The organism is Clostridium simiarum (genome assembly GCF_018919175.1).
GTDB classification, from domain to species: Bacteria; Bacillota; Clostridia; order Clostridiales; family Clostridiaceae; genus Clostridium_L; species Clostridium_L simiarum.
In genome coordinates this window covers 26,076-47,476 of record NZ_JAHLQL010000007.1, presented here as the reverse complement: position 1 = coordinate 47,476, position 21,401 = coordinate 26,076, and the positions used below count along the sequence as shown (strand labels likewise).

19 protein-coding genes and 1 riboswitch are annotated in these 21,401 nt (G+C 31.2%); of the genes, 14 read left to right on the top strand and 5 right to left on the bottom strand.

The genetic code is table 11. The annotated features are described in order from the left end of the window. Positions 1-459 precede the first annotated feature (459 nt). The 5 genes from KQI89_RS15440 (at position 460) to KQI89_RS15420 (ending at position 4,202) form a co-directional block, all read left to right on the top strand. Positions 460-903: an NUDIX hydrolase gene (locus KQI89_RS15440; protein WP_216457833.1), complete on the top strand. Its 444-nt coding sequence runs from the start codon at positions 460-462 to the stop codon at positions 901-903. A 583-nt stretch (positions 904-1,486) separates the two neighbouring features. Then, on the top strand, positions 1,487-1,966 hold the full coding sequence (locus tag KQI89_RS15435; RefSeq protein WP_216457832.1) for a hypothetical protein: 480 nt from the start codon (positions 1,487-1,489) through the stop codon (positions 1,964-1,966). Positions 1,967-2,422: 456 nt separating this feature from the next. Continuing rightward, the gene (locus KQI89_RS15430; RefSeq protein ID WP_216457831.1) at positions 2,423-2,989 is read left to right on the top strand and encodes a GNAT family N-acetyltransferase; all 567 of its coding nucleotides are present in this window, start codon (positions 2,423-2,425) and stop codon (positions 2,987-2,989) included. A gap of 33 nt (positions 2,990-3,022) precedes the next feature. Beyond that, complete coding sequence (locus KQI89_RS15425; RefSeq protein WP_216457830.1) at positions 3,023-3,571, top strand: GNAT family N-acetyltransferase; 549 nt, start codon at positions 3,023-3,025, stop codon at positions 3,569-3,571. A gap of 52 nt (positions 3,572-3,623) precedes the next feature. Beyond that, complete coding sequence (locus KQI89_RS15420; RefSeq protein WP_216457829.1) at positions 3,624-4,202, top strand: NUDIX hydrolase; 579 nt, start codon at positions 3,624-3,626, stop codon at positions 4,200-4,202. Positions 4,203-4,263: 61 nt separating this feature from the next. Here the strand turns inward: KQI89_RS15420 and KQI89_RS15415 are convergent, their stop codons facing one another. After that, the gene (locus tag KQI89_RS15415; protein WP_216457828.1) at positions 4,264-4,833 is read right to left on the bottom strand and encodes a hypothetical protein; all 570 of its coding nucleotides are present in this window, start codon (positions 4,831-4,833) and stop codon (positions 4,264-4,266) included. 620 nt (positions 4,834-5,453) lie between these two features. On the opposite strand from KQI89_RS15415, the gene KQI89_RS15410 reads away from it, so the two are divergent. From KQI89_RS15410 to KQI89_RS15385, 6 genes are all read left to right on the top strand, one after another. After that, complete coding sequence (locus KQI89_RS15410) at positions 5,454-6,413, top strand: helix-turn-helix transcriptional regulator (RefSeq protein ID WP_216457827.1); 960 nt, start codon at positions 5,454-5,456, stop codon at positions 6,411-6,413. 197 nt (positions 6,414-6,610) lie between these two features. After that, on the top strand, positions 6,611-8,410 hold the full coding sequence (locus KQI89_RS15405) for an ABC transporter ATP-binding protein (RefSeq protein WP_216457826.1): 1,800 nt from the start codon (positions 6,611-6,613) through the stop codon (positions 8,408-8,410). Next, positions 8,403-10,148: an ABC transporter ATP-binding protein gene (locus KQI89_RS15400; protein ID WP_216457825.1), complete on the top strand. Its 1,746-nt coding sequence runs from the start codon at positions 8,403-8,405 to the stop codon at positions 10,146-10,148. The genes KQI89_RS15405 and KQI89_RS15400 overlap by 8 nt, the downstream gene beginning before the upstream one ends. A 301-nt stretch (positions 10,149-10,449) precedes the next feature. Then, positions 10,450-11,070, top strand: a complete 621-nt coding sequence (locus KQI89_RS15395) for a nitroreductase family protein (protein WP_216457824.1) — start codon at positions 10,450-10,452, stop codon at positions 11,068-11,070. Positions 11,071-11,448: 378 nt separating this feature from the next. Further along, positions 11,449-11,670 carry a hypothetical protein gene (locus KQI89_RS15390; protein WP_216457823.1) on the top strand — a complete coding sequence of 74 codons (222 nt, stop codon included), beginning with the start codon at positions 11,449-11,451 and terminating at the stop codon, positions 11,668-11,670. 179 nt (positions 11,671-11,849) lie between these two features. Continuing rightward, positions 11,850-12,410: a nitroreductase family protein gene (locus KQI89_RS15385; RefSeq protein ID WP_216457822.1), complete on the top strand. Its 561-nt coding sequence runs from the start codon at positions 11,850-11,852 to the stop codon at positions 12,408-12,410. A 145-nt stretch (positions 12,411-12,555) separates the two neighbouring features. Here KQI89_RS15385 and KQI89_RS15380 read toward each other — a convergent pair whose 3' ends face one another. Genes KQI89_RS15380 through KQI89_RS15365 form a run of 4 tightly spaced genes read right to left on the bottom strand, consistent with a single transcriptional unit; the run spans position 12,556 to position 15,489 of the window. Next, the gene (locus KQI89_RS15380; RefSeq protein ID WP_216457821.1) at positions 12,556-13,401 is read right to left on the bottom strand and encodes a cysteine ABC transporter substrate-binding protein; all 846 of its coding nucleotides are present in this window, start codon (positions 13,399-13,401) and stop codon (positions 12,556-12,558) included. After that, positions 13,401-14,159, bottom strand: a complete 759-nt coding sequence (locus KQI89_RS15375; protein ID WP_216457820.1) for an amino acid ABC transporter ATP-binding protein — start codon at positions 14,157-14,159, stop codon at positions 13,401-13,403. Before KQI89_RS15375 ends, KQI89_RS15380 begins: the two co-directional genes overlap by 1 nt. 12 nt (positions 14,160-14,171) lie before the next feature. Then, positions 14,172-14,849: an amino acid ABC transporter permease gene (locus tag KQI89_RS15370; RefSeq protein ID WP_216457819.1), complete on the bottom strand. Its 678-nt coding sequence runs from the start codon at positions 14,847-14,849 to the stop codon at positions 14,172-14,174. Next, a complete protein-coding gene (locus KQI89_RS15365) occupies positions 14,830-15,489 on the bottom strand; it encodes an amino acid ABC transporter permease (protein WP_216457818.1) in 660 nt (219 codons plus the stop codon). Before KQI89_RS15365 ends, KQI89_RS15370 begins: the two co-directional genes overlap by 20 nt. A 198-nt stretch (positions 15,490-15,687) precedes the next feature. On the opposite strand from KQI89_RS15365, the gene KQI89_RS15360 reads away from it, so the two are divergent. The 3 genes from KQI89_RS15360 to KQI89_RS15350 all read left to right on the top strand — a co-directional run bounded on the left by KQI89_RS15360 (position 15,688) and on the right by KQI89_RS15350 (position 20,875). Continuing rightward, on the top strand, positions 15,688-16,134 hold the full coding sequence (locus tag KQI89_RS15360; RefSeq protein ID WP_216457817.1) for an RrF2 family transcriptional regulator: 447 nt from the start codon (positions 15,688-15,690) through the stop codon (positions 16,132-16,134). A gap of 916 nt (positions 16,135-17,050) precedes the next feature. After that, positions 17,051-19,507, top strand: coding sequence for an HAD-IC family P-type ATPase (locus tag KQI89_RS15355; protein WP_246583145.1), 2,457 nt, complete (start codon positions 17,051-17,053; stop codon positions 19,505-19,507). 585 nt (positions 19,508-20,092) lie between these two features. Further along, on the top strand, positions 20,093-20,875 hold the full coding sequence (locus KQI89_RS15350; protein WP_216457816.1) for a Cof-type HAD-IIB family hydrolase: 783 nt from the start codon (positions 20,093-20,095) through the stop codon (positions 20,873-20,875). Positions 20,876-21,123: 248 nt separating this feature from the next. Beyond that, positions 21,124-21,313, top strand: a riboswitch (cobalamin riboswitch). Positions 21,314-21,401: the final 88 nt, after the last annotated feature.

The window sequence follows — 21,401 nt, the reverse complement described above, 5'->3', positions numbered from 1 at the left end:
TTCAATGAAAATTTTATAAATATAGTGTGCAAGTTGGCTTACATAAAATAGTGTAAGCTTATATTTATTTTCAAGATAGTTTAAAAAGCTACGTTATACCCGTTACGGTGAACCGTACAATAAGTAAGCCTCCAAATTTTATATTTGGTTAGGCGAACTTACTCCTTCGAACAAATGTGAGAAGGAGTTTTCTTATAAATAAATGCGGTTTTTAGCCTTGGGCATTGATATAACTTGTCTAGGGCTATTTTTACAGGTGGAAATACCGTAACATAAGTAAGTAGGTAAAATAATTTTAGTGTACAATATTTATAAAAAAATATTAATATATACGATAAGTAGCGTGAGGTTAATATACATTATAAATAGTAAATTTGACTATAAGGTTATTTTGAGTTGGAAATGGTTGCATTGTTTTGTGCAATAAGTAATGATTAATACAAGAAAGTAGGTGAGTTTATGAGAGCGCCGTATCAAGTTTTAGTATTTCCTTATCATATTAATGATAAAGGTATAGAATATGCGATATTTCATAGAAGTGATTATGACTGTTGGCAGGCTATTTCTGGTGGAGGAGAAGATGGAGAAACTACAATTGAATCTGCTAAAAGAGAAGCATGGGAAGAAGCAGGAATTTCTATGGAGTCTCTTTACATTAAGTTAGATACAGTTAATTCAATTCCTGCTGAAGAGTTTGCAGATAGCATATATTGGGGAGAAGATATCTATGTTATACCAGAAAATTGTTATGGAGTTGAAATTTCAGATAAACAATTAAAGATTTCACATGAACATACAGAATATAAGTGGATGAATTATACTGATGCTATTTCATATTTAAAATGGGATGGAAATAAAGTAGCACTTAGTGAACTTAACAAAAGATTGAATAAGAAAATTTAATCATAACCAAACTATTAATAGATTATAAAACAAATTCTAATTCATATTATTGAGATTAAAATTTAAAATATAAAAAATTATATGGGTTTAATTTTTATAAAAGTTTGATATAATATAAGGAATACTCTAAATCTTTGATTTAGTAAATCGAACTTACACTGTAGGTGTAAATAAGAAAAGCTTAGTGTTGATAACACTAAGCTGAGTCTTAGAACATTTATTTTGTTTTAGGGCTATTGGATGAATTTAAATTAATATTTTATTCTAGAGTGAAGCACTAGTCTTTGGCGGATGGGTGCTTTTTTTCTTTGCCATTAAGTTCTATATTAACAAGGATAAAATGGAAAAATATGATTTAGAATAGTTATGGTGAACCGTATCACAAATAAATGAGGTTTATAGCCTTAGCCAAGTAAAATCAAAGGCTAAGGCTATATTTATAAATAAAAATACCGTATCGTAAGTAATAAAATATAATAAGTTTAGCATTGGATATTTACAAAATATGTTATAATAAAACAGTAAAGAAATTTTTAATGAAAGATAAAATAGGAATTTGTTGAGAAAATAAAGGGGGATAAAAATGGAAAACAATAATACTAGTTTAAAATGGCTACATAAAAAAACAAATATTTTTCTTGATGAAAGAATTGAAGATACTAGTAATCCTGTTAGAGGTATTTATGGCATTTTTATAAAAGATGAAAATAAAAGAGATGAAAATAAAAGCTGTGTATATGTAGGTCGTTCAAAGAGTGTCTATGGAAGAATGTTTGACGCTAAGAATGGACATGTAGCTATGATGAAGGAAAAACAACATTTTATTCCAAAATTAAATGAAGCAAGAGACCACGAAAACATAAAAGTATTTATAAAAATATTAGAAGAAGTTCCTTTTGAATTTGATGATTATTATAAAGATATGCAACGTTTAGCATCAGCAGAAAATTATCATATCAATAAATATCAAAGTATAAATCAGTGCTTAAACCAAGTCCCTGAAGGTAGAAATACGAGTAAAGAAGATTGGGAAAGTAGGAAATATAAAAATTATAATCAATAAATTGGGATTTAGAAAAGTTGCAACAAATGTGGATGCATGGAAGAACCAACTTGGTGAGTGGCAAACATCAATTGATTATGAAATGTCCTTAGAGGATTATAGAAAAGCGTGCTTAATTTAATTCACAATGTTCTCATATTATGAGTTAATAGTTAAATGTGAGAAACTAACAATTTTTATTTATCCGATGACTACCCACTCTAATACTCCCATCTACTTCAAAGCGGGAATAAAGAGTGGTTACGCCCCTGGATAACGATTTCTAAGCTTTAGAAGGAGTAAAACTCCCTCTAAAGGCAAGAACTCTGTTTATCCCATGACTACCCACTCTAATACTCCCGCCTTCTTCAAAGTGGGAATAAAGAGTGGTTACGTCCCTGGATAAGGATTTCTAAGTTCTAGAGGGAGTAAAAAACTCCCCCTAAAAGCAAGAACTTTATTTATAAGGAGGAAACCATGGATAAGGCGATTTTATTTTCAAAATTTCCCTTCATTCAAACAAGTGAGATAACCCTAAGAAAAGTAGAAATAACTGATTTAGATGATCTTTACTCAATATATAGTAACGAAAAATTATTTAAATATAGACCAGGAATAGTAAAAAAGAATAAATCTACAGTTGAAAATATGATTTCTCATTTTGAAAGAGATTTTGGTAAAAAGAAAATCATATATCTTGGAATTTGTATTAATGAAGATTTAAAAAGAATTATTGGTGTTGCTGAAATATTTGATTTTGACGAAAAGGTAAATATGGCTACCATTGGATACACTTTAAATGAAGATTATTGGGGACATGGTTTTGCTACCAAAACAGTAGAGGTATTAAGGGATTATTTGTTAAATGCTATAGGAGTAAATCGGGTACAGGCATTTGTTATGCCTGATAATATTAAGTCAAGAAATGTGTTAGAAAGAAATAGATTTACAAAAGAAGGAACAATAAGACAAGGAGCAGTTTGGACAGGAAAAGGTATTGTTGATTTAGATTTATTCTCATTTTTAAAATCGGATAACGCTTAGAATTTATTTTAATAATACTACTGGAGGTAATATATGATTATTGACAACATAAGAATAGAAGGTAAAAGTCTAGCATGGATACTTCGCTGTCCAACAAAACATGATGCAATTGAGTTGTCTCAATTAAGGGTTAAAATTGATGGAGAAACAGAAAACCTTGATAGAGAATCCGGTGAGGATCTATTAACACCAAAAGACTTTGAAAAACTTATTTATGAAGATTCAATAGCGGAAAAAACTCTATTTTTAGTGGCAGAAGTTGAAGGTAAGATTGTTGGATTTACTCGTTGCAAAGGAAGTAATCTAAGTAGATTTAGGCATAAAGCAGAATTTGGAATATGTATATCAAAGGAATACTGGGGTCATGGAATTGGTAAAGTATTACTAGAAAATATTTTGATGTGGGCAAATACTGTGGGGATTGAAAAAATTTCATTAACTGTGGTGGAGACAAATACAAAAGCAATTCAACTATATAAAAAATATGGATTTGTAGAAGAAGGATTATTAATAAAGGACCGTATTCATAAAGACGGAAACTATTATAATACAGTTATAATGGGAAAATTATTAGATAAATAGATAGTAAGTGGGGAATAAAAGAATAAACAAGTAGATAGCAGGGGGGATATACATGGATTATATAAATCAGATTATGGATTTTATTCCTGCCAATGAACAAGAAAGTCAAGATAAAAAGATAATTCTTGATTATATAGAAAAGTTTCCACATAATATTTTGTTAAGAGAAAATGAATTTGCGCATATTACAAGTTCAGGATTTATAATGAACAAAGAACTAGATAAAGTGCTAATGGTTCATCACAATATACGAAATACTTGGGCTTGGACTGGTGGACATGTTGATGGAGATAGTGATTTTTTGCAGGTTGCAATTAAGGAAGCAAAAGAAGAAACAGGTATAAATGATGTGACAGCTCTTACAAAAGATATTGTGTCTATTGATATTTTACCTGTATATGGCCATGTGAGAAGAAATAAGTATGTTAGTGCACACCTGCATCTTTCGGTGGCATATATTCTTATGGCAAGTGAAGAAGAAACACTTATAGTAAAGGAAGATGAAAATAGCGATGTAAGTTGGTTTTCTTTGGACAAATTTACTGAAGAGTATTTTGATGATAGAGATGTTTATTTATATAATAAGCTAATTCATAGGGCTAATCAGATTAGAAAACTAGATGATATATAGATAAATGAAACCTAAATCAGATGGAATTTTTATGCCATCTGATTTTTTAGATATATGTAGATCATTCATTTATTTTAAGTAGATTTAATAATTTTTGAGAGTTTTCTTTTGATTGTAATACTTGTAATGCTGGAAAATTTGAGTCCTTATTTTCTATGAGAATCATATTATTATTAATACCTATATTAAATGCATCATTTAGAGGATAAAGGATTCTTGTATATGGAATCTCAGATGTGATTTCAAGTTCCGTATACTTTAGTATTTGATCTTCATTAAATAAAATTTCTAATATGCTATTGCTATTCTTATATGAATTTAAATTATCTTCAGAAATTAAAGTCTTCACTTGTCCTTCAGTTTCAGAATTTTTTAATTCTGTAAGTTTCAGTAATTCTGAATAGTTTTCTTCAGAAATTTCCTTAACATTACCCTTTGTATGTAATATTATACTTTTTACATTAAGGTCATTACTTATAGACTTCTCATTATTTAAATGGCTTGAGTTAGGTTCAGCTAGTACATCTTTATTGTTACTGGTTTTAGAATTGACTATATAGTCGTTAAATGCAATTAATCCCATTAAAATCATTAATGAGCTTGCAAATATCACAATTAATTTCCTAGTCATATAACTATTTCCTCCTAATTCTTTATTAGACTATCCCATGATTACATAATTTCACCTTATAATATAATCATATCATAACAAAGATGGTACGTAATCCTATATATATTCAATATTTATAATTGTGTTTACAGGAGAACTATGACTCTAAAATAATTTACTTACTTCAGGAATTCTTTTTATTCACCTTTTTAAAATCCTCTATTATTCTGGCTTATGAATAGTAGGGGATTTTTATGTTGTACTGTAATGAAACAGAGTCAAAATATAAGATTGTAAACACTTTTAGACATAAGGATTCTATTGTGCTAAGAATAGTTGATATGAAAGACCAAGGGAATATTCTAAAGCTGAGGAACCTAATTTAAAACAGGGTTTTTCTTTAGCGTTTTAATGAAAAGGCAGAAGTGTTATGATAGAGTTAGTTAAATTTGAATTTAAGAAAATTGATTATAATACTGGTCATATTAGTTATATTACTTTTTAAGTGCTTAAAGAAATATATATAAAGAGTTCTGCTTTTAGAGGGAGTTTTTACTTCCCTAAAGCTTTTTGCAAAATTAAAAGGAGAGTCCTTTGTTGGCAAAGCTGATTATTATGGTAGGAAAGGGAGAAGAGCAAGATTGAATATATTGTGGGAAGAAAAGGCCTTTTATGGTAATAATATCACTGTGATAAAAAGAGATGAAGAGTGTACTGTATATAAAATGAAAGATAGCACTGGAGAGGGTACCATGACATGCTATAAAGTGTTTCCTGGCATTGATTTGATGTATAATGACTTTCATTTAGAGAATTGTTCTTCGGAATTTTTGCCAAAGGTGGAGATGATGGGTATTGATCATTGCAGGGAGGGGCGTATTGAATGGGAATTTCAAAGTGGGTCATATATGTATTTGAAAGAGGGAGATTTGCAGATTAATTCAAGAAATCATCATGCCATTGGATTTGGACTTCCTCTAAAGCATTATCATGGAATTACAGTTGCAATATATATTGAGGAAGCATCAAAGAACTTATCCACTATTTTTCAGGGGCTTTCCATTGATTTGCCAGCATTATATGATAAATTTTGTTCTGGGAAGTCTCCATTTATCATGCGTGCAAAGGATTCTATTGAGCATATTTTTTCTGAGCTCTATACTGTACCTGATAATATACGTATAAATTATTGTAAAATTAAGATTTTAGAATTGCTTTTGTTTTTAACTGTAGTAGATGTAAAGACAAAGGGGGAAGAGAGACCGTATTTTCCTAAAAATCAAGTTGAAACAGTAAAAGAAATTATGATGCATATCACTGATAATGTAGACAAGAACATAACCTTAGAAGAACTGTCTAACCAATTTGAGATATCACTTACCTCTATGAAAAAGTGCTTTAAGGGGGTATATGGGGCATCAATACATACCTATATGAGATCTTATCGCATGCAGATGGCGGCGCTAATGCTACGTGAAACCAATGAAAGCATTACCGCCATTGCAGGGAAAGTGGGTTATCAAAATTCTAGTAAATTTGCCTCTGCATTTAAAAAAGTCATGAATGTCTCACCTTCTGAATATCGAAAAACATTTGTCTAATTGGAGCAGGTTTAACCTTTGTGGAGTGGCAGGCATACTTTTCAGCCATTAAAATAGGGATTAGTTAGTTATAACTAATCCCTATAATTATTATTAAAAGACTAATGTATACAATAACTTTTCCCCTTAATAGGAGAAGGATAATAAGAATATATAGTCTTTAAAATTTAAAAATCGTTGAGAGGTGAAAGTATAAAATGAAAGAAAAAAGTTGGGTAGGAACAGTCTTCTCCTTTGCCACGGAATGCAGGTCAAAAATGATCCTTTCAGTAATATGTGCAATAATAAGTGTTGCAGGTGGAATTGTGCCCTATGTGGGAGTTTATCAAATCATCATTTCGTTTTTTGATGGAAAGCAGACGGTAAAAGGAATATTATTTTGGTCAGCAATATGTCTTATAGGGTATGGGATAAAACTTATCTTTTATGCTATATCTACTATGTTAGCCCATTTTTCTGCATATACCATATTAGAGAATATGAGGCTTAAAATAGCTGATAGATTAATGAAAGCTCCACTTGGAACAGTGTTAAATCAGCCTGTAGGAAAGTTAAAAAGTGTAATTGTAGATCGAGTGGAAACTGTAGAACTTCCACTGGCTCATCTAATTCCAGAGGGAATCTCAAATCTACTTTTACCTATAGGCGTACTTATTTATATCATTATGATAGATTGGCGTATGGCACTTGCATCAATGGTTACAGTACCTATTGCACTTGTAGCATACTCAATTATGATGAAGACCTTTAGTAAACAGTATGCAGATTATATGGAGTCTAGCAACTACGTTAATAGCGTTATTGTAGAATATGTAGAAGGAATCGAAGTTATAAAGGCCTTTAATAGATCTTCCTCTTCTTATGAAAAGTTTGAAAAGGCAGTAGAGTCTTTTAAAGCATATACATTAAACTGGTTTGAAAGTACTTGGAAACTTATGAATTTTGGTGGAGCGGTTTTACCATCCACTATACTTGGTACTATGCCTATGGGAATGTATTTGTATATGAAGGGCACCTTAACTCCGGCAGATCTTACAATGTGTATTATATTATCTTTAGGAATTGTAGCGCCATTAACCACCTTTACGGTGTTTATTAATGAGATTAAAGCTATAGAATATGCTGTAAAGGATGCAGATGAGTTTTTGAATTTGAAAGAGCTTGAAAACCAGTTAGAACCGGTAAACATTCATAACTATGGTATTGAACTTAAAGATGTATCCTTTTCCTATGATACTGATAATGATGATAATTTAAATAGTACAGAAAATCATGTGTTAAATAACATTAATCTAAAACTTCCTCAAGGAAACTTTGGGGCACTAGTAGGTCCTTCAGGAGGAGGAAAGTCTACCGTTGCAAGGTTAATTGCACGATTTTGGGATGTAAAGTCTGGAGAGGTGAAAATTGGAGGTATTAATATCAAAGAGATTCCTTTATCACAGCTTGCTGACACAGTGAGTTTTGTAACTCAGGACAACTTCCTTTTTAACTGCTCAATTATGGAGAATATAAGACTTGGTAATCCTAGTGCAACGGACAAAGATGTAATTAATGCAGCAAAAGCAGCTTGTTGTGATGAGTTTATTCAAAATCTTGATAATGGATATGATACCAATGCTGGAGAGGCTGGAGGAAAATTATCTGGAGGGGAAAAACAAAGGATTGCCATAGCAAGAGCCATATTAAAAAATGCACCTATTGTTATTATGGACGAAGCAACAGCCTTTACAGATCCAGAAAATGAAGATAAACTTCAAAAATCCATTGCAGCCCTTGCTAAAGGGAAAACCTTATTGGTAATTGCTCACAGACTTTCAACTATAAAAAATGCAGACCAAATTATAGTTATGGAAAAAGGGACTGTAGTAAATACAGGTACACATGAGGAACTACTTAAGGGATGTAAACTTTATAAAGGTATGTGGGAGGCTCATATTGGTGCAAAGAAATGGGCAGCTAACAATGAGAGAGGAGGCATGAAGAAAGATGCTTAAATCAATAAAACGAATCATTGAGTGGTCTGGACAGCGAAAAAAGCGTTTATATATAGGATTTATATATTCCTTCTTTAATACTATGTTTACAGCCATGCCTATTATGGGAGCTGCATATGGATTGAACCTTATTATAGAGGACATGAAGGGTAATAACCAGATAACAATAGATCAGGTATTTTATATGTTAGGATTTATGATTTTTACTGTAGCAGGCAGATTTTTATTTTCTTATCTTCGAGCATCCACTCAAGAGAGTATTGGACATGAAGTATCTGCAGAACAAAGAATTGAAATTGGTGACATATTAAAAAGGGTATCTTTGGGCTTTTTTAGCAAGAAAAGTGCTGGAGAAATTGCATCAGCTGTAACAACAGATCTGTCCTTTATTGAAATGTATGGGATGAAGATGATAGATGTTGTGGTAAATGGATATATTAGTGCACTTACCATGGTACTTTGCCTAGTGTTTTATGATTTACGCATTGCCCTCATTGCAGTAGCAGGTATCTTATTATCCGCTCTATTCTTAAAATTACTTGGTAATAAGAGCAATGAAAATGCACCTATACATCAAAAGGCTCAAGATAGCATGGTGACATCCACTATTGAGTATATAAGAGGAATGCCTATAGTTAAAGCATTTAAACGTGATGGAGTTTCAATAGAAGGTATTCGTAGTGCTTATAAGATGAGCAAGGATATAAATATAAAAATTGAAAAGAATTATGTACCTTATAATTGTCTCCATTTATTTGCCCTTAAGGCGGCATCTGTGGGCATTGTTCTTGCATCAGCAATAATGGCTACAAATGGAGAGATGGATATACCAACTATGCTTATGATGGCTATCTTTTCTTTTGTTATCTTTGGACATATAGAAGCTATAAATAATGCGGCTCATGTATTGGAAATTATTGATGTCACACTGGATAAACTAGATGGTATAGAAGAGGCAGAATTTATTGATAGAAACAGCAAAGATATAGAGTTATCCGCATATGATGTTCAGTTTAAGGATGTTACCTTTGCCTATGAAAAGCGGGAAGTATTAAAGGATGTGTCATTCACTATACCAGAGAATACCACTACAGCAATTGTAGGTCCTTCTGGAAGTGGAAAAACCACAATATGCAGTCTCATTGCTAGATTCTATGACGTTGATAAGGGAAGTGTAATGGTAGGAGGTGTGGATGTAAAGGAAATGACTTGCGACAGCCTTCTAAAAAACATCAGCATGGTGTTTCAAAATGTATATTTATTTCATGATACGGTGATTAATAATATTCGATTTGGAAAACCAGAGGCAAGCTTTGAAGAGGTGGTAGAGATAGCTAAAAAGGCTTGCTGCCATGACTTTATTATGAGCCTTCCTGATGGATATGAAACAGTGATTGGAGACGGTGGGTCAACCCTTTCTGGAGGAGAGAAACAACGTATATCTATAGCTAGAGCAATGCTGAAAAATGCTCCTATCGTTATTTTAGATGAGGCAACTGCCAGCGTAGATCCAGAAAATGAACATGCAATACAAAAGGCAATAAGTGCCTTGGTACATGGGAAAACTATAATAATCATTGCACATCGTCTTGCTACCATTGAAAATGCAGATCAGATACTTGTAGTGGATGAAGGGCGTATTGTACAGAGAGGAATTCATGAAGAGTTAATAACTCAGAAGGGGGTTTATAAGAGATTTTTAGACATAAGAAAAACAGCAGAAGGATGGAGCATTTGATAATATTTGTGATGCAATTTTAGGGATACTTGTGATGCAATTTTGGGATATCCTTTGACATAATAAAATAACCCACCTATGAGTGAAGTACGCAAAGCTATTTTCATATATTCTAAACAAGAAGCTATATCAGTAATTGCCCTTTACTTTGCTAATGTTTGAGGAATATAATGATAGATGTAGGACAAGTTAAAGATTAACTAGTTTAAGTAAAGATATTTTTAAAAAATAAAAAACATTAATAAAGTAAATAGAAGTATCTATTTATTTCGTATAAATGTAATAAAATGGGGGTTATTTAATGAGTGATTTTTTAAAAACTGTTAGAGAGAGAAGATCAGCTAATAAATTTATTGAAAATATTAAAATACCTAGAGAAGATTTTAATGATATATTTAGAGAACTATCATTGGCACCATCTGCATTTAACCTACAACATGCTAAGTACTATGTTGTAGAAGATAAGGATCTTACAGAAAAAGTTTATGAGGCTTCCTTTAAGCAATATAAAATTAAAACTGCCTCAGCAACCATAATAATTACAGGAGATAAAAATGCTTACTTATCAGCAGATAAAATTTACGAAGGATCTATGATGCTAGGAATGCTTGATAAAACTCAGTATGAAATTATGATTAATACTATTAATAATCTTTATGAAGGTTGGGGAGAAGGATTTAAGCATGATGAAGCCATCAGAAATGCATCTTTATCAGCAATGTTATTTATGTTACTAGCTAAAAATAAAGAATGGGATACATGCCCAATGATATATTTTGAAAAAGATAAAATTAAAGAATTATTAAATATACCAGAAAGTGAAGTGCCAGTTATCATGATTACAATGGGTAAAATGGATAAAAGCAGTAGTAAAATAAGAGGTTACAGAAAACCAACTGCTGAATTTGTGAAGTTTTATTAATTTAAACTGATAATAATTAGAATCTGTTAAGCTGATATGAAAAACAGTTTAAAAGATTGGGATTTGAGATAGTAGATAGATTTGTAAAAAGAAGCATCCGTAGATTTCTATAAAAAACCTACGGATGCTTCTTTTTTAAATATATAGCCAATAAACGTAAAAATAACACATACCATTTACTCACTATAAATGGTATAATTTGATAAATTCTGTAAAGTTATTTTTATATGTGCAATTGCAATATTGATTACGGCTATTATAGCTGGATATTTTAACGAAATCATATTTTGGACTTTAGTAGGATGTAGCTTGTTCTTGTTCATTACAAGAAAAGTATTAATGCTATATTATTCTCACAAATTATAAGGAGGTAAGGATATGAAAACAGAAATGAGAAAAGAGCTAAAAATAGGTTGGGGAGCATTTACTATATCTCTTATACTTAACTGCTTTTTTGATGTACCCAAGATGGTAATGGGTATATTAATGGGGTTATCCATTAGTTTTTTCATTGTTGGTGCATTGCAGGAGAGAGTATATCAGGGATTAAAGCATCGGAAAAAATCTTTTGTAGAAAATACACTAAGTAAAAAAAGCTAAGAGTTATTAAGTACATTTCATGTTAATAGTTAAAAACTCCATTCATATGTTTTTTCATAATATCTTACTTAAAAGTGCGTACTTATAACTTCACATCATATTAGGTTATAATAAATGTATAATATAACATACATTTAGAGTGGAATTAAATAAAAGTAAATTAATAGGGAGAGTTTAATATGAATGAAGTTTTAAAAACCATAAGAAATAGAAGAAGTACTAGAAACTTTTTACCAGAGCAAATCAAAGAATCAGAGCTAAATGCTATATTAGAAGCTGGTATTTATGCACCTAGTGCCACTAATAAGCAGCCTTGGCATTTTACAGTAGTTCAGAATAAAGATCTAATAGATAGATTAAATTATAGCTTTAAAGAGTTTGGCAAAAAATCCGATAATGAATATCTTAGAAAATTTGCAAACAATGAGAACTTCCATGTGTTCTACAATTCACCAACGGTAATTTTAGTTTCTGGAGAAATAGATAATAGATATTCTCCAATTGACTGTGCAGCAGCGGTAGAAAATATGTTAATAGCTGGAGAGTCTTTAGGGATTGGTTCATGCTGGATTGGATTCATTGAATACCTATTAAACAGTGAAGAAGGAAAAGATTTTCTTTATGAACTGAAGATACCAGAAGGATTTAGACAGATACACGCAGTAGCACTTGGATATAAGAAAAATAATTCAACTAATGGACCTATAAGAAGAGAGAATACTATTACCTATATAAAATAGAACACCATAAGAAAAATAAGATGTAGCCTATGATAAAATAGAGCATTATAAATAAAAATAAAATGCTACCTTATAAGTTAGGTAGCATTTTACTTTATAGAAAGACTAGATAATTTTGTATAATTAATAATCTTACTTTAAGATCTTACTGAAGTTTACCGCCTTCAATAATAACTTCTTTAGGATCAATATCCTTTCCATAAGCAGGAAGCAATGTTTCATCGTAAGCCTTTTGCATAAAATTTTCTTCTCCAAGCTTTGTTAATTCATCATTTACCCAATTAAGAAGTTCTGTATCTCCTTTTTTTACAGCAGGTGCAATTGTATCTAGGTTTCCAAGGCTAGTGATACCTGTTGTGTAGCCTTTGTTTTCTTTAGCCCAAGAAAAAAGTAATGTGTTGTCATGGGCAAGTGCTACACCACGACCATCTTTTAAGGCCTGGAATGCTTCTGTGTTTTGTTCGTATTTTAGTAATTCAATATCAGGATGGTTTTTTGTAAAATATGATTCAGCAGTTGTACCTTTATTAACAATAAGTTTTTTACCTTTTAGTTGATCTATATTAGTTATAGGTTCACTATCAGGAGAAACAATACCTAAAGATACTTTCATGTAAGGGTTAGCAAAGTCAACTTTTTCTTTTCTTTCATCGGTTACGGTAAAGTTTGCAAGAAGGATATCAACTTTGTTTGATTGCAAATATTCAACTCTACTTGCAGCTTCTACTAATACAAACTCAACTTTGTTTTCATCACCAAGTAGATCTTTTGCAAAACGCTTTGCAATGTACACATCAAAACCTTGGTTATTGCCATTAGAATCTACATATCCAAAAGGTGGCTTGTCACTAAATACTCCAATTTTAATCTTATCATTTTTCTTAATTTCATCAATCTTACTTGAAGTATTAGGCTTTGAGCAAGCAGCTAATACACCCATTGTAAGAATAAGGGTAGACAGTATGTACAAAATTCTACTAGATTTTTTCATTATAAAGCACCTCTTTCAAAATTAAATATATTTAAAAATCTTTGTGCACGCTCCGTTTTAGGGGTAGCAAAAAATTCCTCTGGACTTGATTCTTCTGCGATTTTTCCGCCATCAATAAATATAATGCGGTCAGCTACAGCTTTAGCAAACTCCATTTCATGGGTAACAATAATCATGGTCATTCCTTCTTTTGCAAGTTCTAACATAACATCAAGAATTTCACGTACCATCTCTGGATCTAAGGAGGCAGTTACCTCGTCAAATAGCATGATTTCTGGGTTCATACAAAGGGATCTCACAATAGCTACTCTTTGCTTTTGTCCACCAGAGAGCTGTCTTGGGTAGGCATCTTTCTTATCTAGTAGCCCTACTCTTTCTAAGAGCTTTAATCCTTGACTAGTAGCCTCTGATTTGTTTCTTTTCTGTACCTTTAAAGGACCTAAAAGAATGTTTTCCATTACAGTCATGTGAGGGAATAGGTCATAGTTTTGAAAAACCATTCCAATTTTTTGTCTAACCAGATGCCATTTTGTATCATTTTCATTAATTATTTCACCATTTAATTTGATTTCACCTGATTGGATTTCCTCTAGCCCATTGATACATCTTAATAAGGTACTTTTACCACAACCGGATGCTCCTAAAAGAACAACAACTTCTCCCTTATGTACATTGAAAGAAACATCAGATAACACCTTTGTATCATCATATTGTTTATTTAAATTTTGGATTTCTAATAATTTATTTTGGGATGTCATAACACCACCTCCTTAGTTTTGCCACTTTTTTTCTAGTGTTTTTGAGAAAAGGGATATAGGATAACAGATTATAAAATACAGAAAAAATATAAATCCATAAATCCAAAAGGAAGCAGATGGATTCTTAATAATTGATGCTTCTATTATCTGTTGACCAACTTTCAGTACCTCAACAACTCCGATAAGTACCACTAAAGATGTAGTCTTTATCATACGAGTAGCAAGATTGATAGCTGTAGGGATTAGTCGACGTAATGCTTGAGGGATAATAATATAAAAGTAAATTTGATTATCGGTAAGACCGATAGATTTACCACTTTCCTTTTGATGCTTTGGAAGAGAGGTAATAGCACCTCTTACAATATCACCCATTTCCGCTGTGCCCCATAGGGTGAACACGATTATAGAAACAAGTTCACCAGCTAAGTGAATGTTCAATACTTTAGTAAGTCCAAAGTAGAAAATAAATAGCCATACTAGTATAGGAATAATTCTTACAGCTTCCAGATAAACTCTAGATAGGACTCTTATGAGTTTATTATTAGAGGTCATAATAATTCCAAAAATAATACCCAGTATACAAGAAATAGTAATAGAAATAAGTGCAATTCGTGCAGTTACCCATAGTCCAGAAAAAAGTCTAGATAAATTATTTCCTTCAAAAAGTATATTAATTCCCAAGTTCTGCATAACGGACCCTCCTTTCAATTAATGTAAGTAGGAATGATAATGGTAATAAAATAATAAGATAAGCTCCTACAAGCATAACTAGGGCTTCCGTTGTTTTATAATACATTCCAATTAAATCCTTAGCTACAAACATTAAATCAGCAAGGGCAATGGCACTGACAATTGATGTTTCTTTTAATATAAAAATTGCATTAGCACCTAGGGCAGGCACTGCAACTGAAAAGGCTTGTGGCAATATTACATATCGAATCAGTTGTATCTTTGTAAGTCCAATACTAAGACCAGATTCAATTTGAATTTTGCTTACTGCTTCAAATCCACTACGAAATGCCTCAGCCATATAACTTCCACCAAGAAAGGCAAGACTAATTATGGCACAGGTGTAGGATTCTAGCTTTATACCCATCTTAGGCAACCCATAATAAAGGAAAAACAGTTGAATTAAAAGAGGGGTATTTCGTGAAAGTTCAATATAAAAACTAACAATATGCCTTAAAATTTTTACTCTATAATAAATGATTAAGCTACAGATAAATCCTATGAAAACTGATAGTAAAACGCCCCAAAAAGCTAGAGTAAGAGTAAGCTTTGTAGCTTTTATGTAAAGAGGGATGTTTTTTAAAATAAAGTTAATATCCATATAACTTAGCTCCTAACGTTAAAATATACAATACATATATGTTTAGTATGATATAGATTGTAGCTCCGTATAAGTAAAAAGTCAATAGATTTTCAAAAACTATTTTCAATACATATATGTTTAGTATGATATTGACTTTAATATTATTTATATGTAACATATAAATAATATTAAAGAACTATGAAATGGGTGAGTATAGTGAGAGTATCAGCAAAGGGTCGTTATGGTTTGGCAGCAGTGATTTATATGGCACAACTTCATGACAATGGAGAATATATTACAATTTCAAAAATATCAGAATCACTTGGCATATCAAAAATTTATTTAGAACAGACATTTTCTTTGTTAAAAAGAGCAGAAGTAGTTACTTCTATTAAGGGTGCACAAGGAGGATACAGGTTGGCCAAAATGCCTAAATATGTAACAGTATTTGATGTTTTGTCAGCTATTGAAACTTCTTTATTTGAGAAAGCAGAAGAAACTGTTCAAAGTAAACTACCACAACTAGAATCTACCATGCAGATATCTGTTTTTAAACCCCTTGACAATGTGATTGAAACCAGATTAAAGGAGATCACATTATATGAATTGGTAAATCAATATGAAAAGCAAAAGGAAGATGGAGATTATATGTTTTTCATTTAATTATGGAATAAAATAAAGTTTTAACAGACGTATGATGGAGGTTATATGTCTGTTTTTTTATTACACATCAAATCTAAAGTTTTTCTTAAATATTCTAATAAGCCTTGATTTTACCTTCACTGTTGATAGTATAATATGGTATTACCGTAGATAATTAGATGGTTTATGTAGTATTAGGTAATGTGCTTATAGGATAAAAAATATCAATCCGCTAAAACTAAAATTAAACCTTATGATTAACATTAACTCTTACAATATTGTAAGATAAAAAACAAGATTGTAATCTAGGTAGATGGATAGGAAAACTTTTAGTAGATATAATTTATATATATGAGGTGTTTAGAGGTTAAGGTAGAACTTACTTTTGAAGAATACATTTTTTTACATGAGAGAAAGCTATCTTTTATGGGAATATGTGATAAAGGTATCTCTGACATAAAGAGAGTTATTACCTTTATAGAGGTTTTTACAATAAATAAAGCTTAGAAATACTTATTCAGGGACATAGCCTTTCTTTATTTCTACTTTGAAGAAGATGGAAATAGTAGGGTGGATAGTCATGGGATAAATAGAATTCTTGTCTTTAGAGGGAATTTTTCTCCCCCTAAAGCTTATAAATCCTTATTCAGGGATGAAGCTTTTCTTTATTACCACCTTGAAGAAGATGGGAATATTAGAGCGGGTATTCATGGGATAAAAAGATCTATGTCGTAAAGAAATCTTCAGTATGGGTTTTATTTTAATTTTAAACATATTTAAAGCTGTTTAGAGATAGGACGTAATTCCATTGTTACAGTTTTTTTATAAGATAATTTAAAATTCTAATGTAGGTTATAGTAGTAACATAAGCCTATTGATGAAACTTAAAAGGATATTAGAAAAGAATAATGATTAATTATGGCTTAGAAGGAGTTAGATGGGTATTATAGAGGAACTTAGGTTAGGAGAGGATAAAATGCTTAATGATACTGCTTTATCCCTTAGAAAAGGGTTAAAGAAAAAAGCTCAAAAATCAACTGGAAAGCAGGAAGTATATTCAGGGTTAAGTGATGTAGAGGTAAAAGAGCGTGTAAAGTCAGGCAGGGTTAATAAGAGTAAAAATGCTACTTCAAAGTCAGTTAAAGATATAATAAGAAGCAATGTATTTACACTGTTTAATGCTATAAATTTAATATTATTAATATTGGTTCTTTTGGCGGGTTCTCCTAAAAATGGTCTATTTGCAGGGGTTATAATAACAAATTCTCTTGTAGGTATTGTGCAGGAGCTGAGGGCTAAAAGGATAGTGGAGAGGATATCTGTTCTTAATGCCATTACTGTTACAGTTATTAGGAATGGTATTAGAAAAGAAATTAATGTAGATGAAGTAGTAGTAGATGATATCATTTTTCTTGGAGAAGGACAGCAGGTAGTGGTTGATTCCGAACTTTTAACTGGAGATTATATAGAACTAGATGAATCTCTTCTTACAGGTGAATCTGATGCCATGAAAAAGGAAAAAGGAGATATGATTTTTGCTGGAAGTTTAGTTCTTGGTGGAGGCGGTTATGTTAGGGCTAAAATGGTAGGAGATGATACTTATGCTGCAAAACTTGCTAAAGAGGCAAAGAAGTTTAAGCTTGCTAAATCTGAGCTTCAACTGGTAACTGATAAAATATTAAAGCTCACTATAAAATTTATAATACCCATTGGAATTTTACTTATAGTTACACAGATTATTAATACAAGTAAAGATTGGAGGCAGGCTTCTGTAAGTGCCATATCTGGTATAGTTGGAATGATTCCAGAGGGGCTTGTACTTCTTATAACAGCAGCCTTTATGGTGTCTGTAATTAGATTATCTAAATGGAAGACCTTAGTGCAGGAATTACCTGCTACAGAAATATTAGCTAGGGTGGATACTTTATGTTTAGATAAAACTGGTACTATAACTGAAGCAAAACTAAAGCTAGAGGAAATAATCCCTTTAAGCAGTTATAATTTAGAGGAAATAGAAGAAATTTTAGGTTCTCTATCAAAATCTTTTGCTACCTCTAACTCTACCTTAAAAGCTATTAAGGAAAAATATGAATCTTATAAAGCTATAGAGGTAAAGAAAACTATTCCCTTTAATTCTGCTAGAAAGTGGAGCGGAGTTGAATTTTCTACAGGAGAAAAATGGGTAATAGGAGCTCCTGAGGTTATATTAAGAGATTCTTATGATAGATTAAAAGATCAAATAGAAATTGAAGCTAAAAAAGGTAGAAGGGTTTTAATTCTTGCTAAGATAAACAGTGGAGAATTAGCTGATGAATTACCAAAGGATATGGAAGGTGTGGCTTTAGTTTTATTTGAAGATATAATAAGAAAAGATGCAGCAGAAACTTTAGGCTATTTTAATAAACAAAAGGTGGATATAAAAATAATTTCAGGAGATAATGCTGTAACTGTTTCTTCTGTGGCTGAAAAAGCAGGGGTAAAGAATGCTGAAAACTATGTGGATGCTAGATATCTACCAGAAGATGAAGAGGAACTTTTAAAAGTAGTAAGAGAAACCACAGTATTCGGGAGAACCACACCTCATCAAAAGAAAGCTATAGTTAAAGCCTTGCATAGAGATGGAAAAACTGTGGCTATGACTGGAGATGGAGTAAATGATGTATTAGCTTTAAAGGAAGCAGATTGTGGTATTGCAATGGCTTCAGGAAGTGATGCTACAAAGGCAGTGGCGCAGTTGGTGCTTTTAGAGTCTAATTTTAATGCTTTACCCCATGTGGTAGCCGAGGGCAGACGAACCATTAATAATATAGAAAAGGTTTCTAACCTATATTTAAGTAAGATGGTATATTCAATTATAATGTCTATAGTATTTTGCTTATTGCTTTTACCTTATCCTATAATGCCTATACAGCTTACATTAATTGGAACTGTAGGTATAGGAATACCTTCTTTCTTTTTAGCTATGGAACCTAATGAGAATATCGTAAAAGAAGGATTTCTAAAAAGGCTTTTAGAAGAAACTGTGCCTAATGGAATAGTAATAGCCATAAGTACTATTATTATATTTCTTTCCGCTTATTATAATAATCTATCCATAGAGCAGGCAAGAACCTTAACACTTATGGTTATGGGCGGAATTAGTTTAATAGTTTTGATTAAGGTTTCTATGCCCTATACAAAATTTAAAGCCTTATTAAGTGGAACTATAATAGGAATTTTCATATTAAGTTTTATAATTCCTATTTCAAGAAAATTCTTCATCATATATGCTGTGGATTTTTATTATTTAGCTATGGCATTAGGTCTTATAGCGCTATCCCCACTTATGATGAGATTTACAAAAGTTATAATGAAAAAACCTTTAGATAAGTATTTTAACAAAAGAATCCATTAAAATTTTAAAACATCTATGATATATTGTATTTATAATATATCATAGATGTTTTAGTAAAATTTAGATTACTTTGCATTAATATATAGAAGAAAAATTATTAGGTATTATAGAATAAATAACTAGTTAAAGATCCCTAAAAATTATTAGGTAGAGCCACTGCTATTAACTTATCTTAGTTATGAGTTAAAGTAGAATGTCTGTTATTATCTGATGTTACTCGGGAATTAAAGTAGAGCTGCTGCTATTAGCTGATGTTACTTGGGAATTAAAGTAAAACTGCTGTTATTAAATGATATTACTTAGAATTTAAAGTGGAACCGCTGTTATTAGATGACATTACTTGGAATTTAAAATGGAACCGCTGTTATTAAATGATATTACTTAGAAGTTAAAGTAGAACAGCCGAGAATAACTGATCCTACCTAGGAATTAAAGTAGAACTTCTATTAATAAGTGATTGTACTTAGGAATTACAATAAAATTACGGTTATTAGATAATTCTACTTAGAGAGGATAGTAAAAAAAGGAAAGAATACTTACTAGTTATTTATTTGAAGGTACCTTAAAAGGAGTAGGATAAAATATATGATAAAACTTATAGCAACAGATATGGATGGAACTTTATTAGATGAAAATGGAGAAATGCCTAAAGAGTTTTATAAGGTTTTTCAAGATATGGTAGATAAAGATATAAAATTTGCTGTGGCAAGTGGAAGGCAGTATCATCAATTAAAGTATTCTTTCAGAGAACTTAATCATGATATAATTTATATAGCAGAAAATGGAACTATAGTAATGTATGAAGACGAAGAGCTTTATGCTAATGTTATTGATAAAAGCTATGTAAGTGAGATAATAGAAGATGTTAAGCCTATAAAAGATGCTTATTTAGTTCTTTGTGGTAAAAAATCTGCTTATACAACCACAGATAGAGAAGATATACTTAAAGAGATGCATAGATATTACCATGAACTTAAAGTGGTGGAAGATTTGCATAAAGTAGAGGATGATATATTAAAAACTGCCATATTAGACCTTAAAGGCTCAGAAGATAATATAAACAAGATTCTTTCACCTAAATGGAGTGATAGGCTTAAGGTTACAGTATCTAGCTTTGAGTGGCTAGACATATATAATAAAGATGCTAATAAAGGAGAAGCTGTAAAGCTCATACAAAAAAAATTTAATATAGACGAAATAGAAACTGCTATATTTGGAGATTACTTCAATGATGTAGAGATGTTAAGTGCAGGATATTATAGTTATGCCATGGAAAATGCCCCAGAAGGAGTTAAAAAACACGCTAGATTTATAGCTAAAAGCAATAAAGAAAACGGAGTTTTAGAAAAAATAAAAGAGTTAATATAAAAATCTGTGGCTAGGTTTTGGGAAATAGTAAAAGGTAATCAAAGTTTAAAATAAAGTATTAGAGATTTAAAAGTATATAAATATTAGTATAGATATAGGATGATAGTTTGATATGACTATTATCCTATATCTTTTTATATATAAAGATAAGCTTATAATAATTAATACATAGTTGGGAAATAACACCCCCGGGGGTCCAGTTTTCTATTGCTATTGTTCTCAATTGAATATATAATAAATTGGAAAAGAAAATATTGTAAGTTTTAGGTGCTTTCTGTTGAAAGCTTAAAAGGGAAAGTGGTGAAAAGCCATTGCAGCCCCGCTACTGTATACGTGGACGAAATTCTATTGCCACTGAGGATATTATTATATATCTTTGGGAAGGAGGATGGAGGATGAAACGTGAGCCAGGAGACCTGCCTAGAGACTTTTCGATTAACCTTCGAGGGGAGGGGAGATCATGCTTTTTATTAATATTAGAAATGGCTAGTATCTTCCAAACTTTTTGTGTTGGAAGATTTTTTGT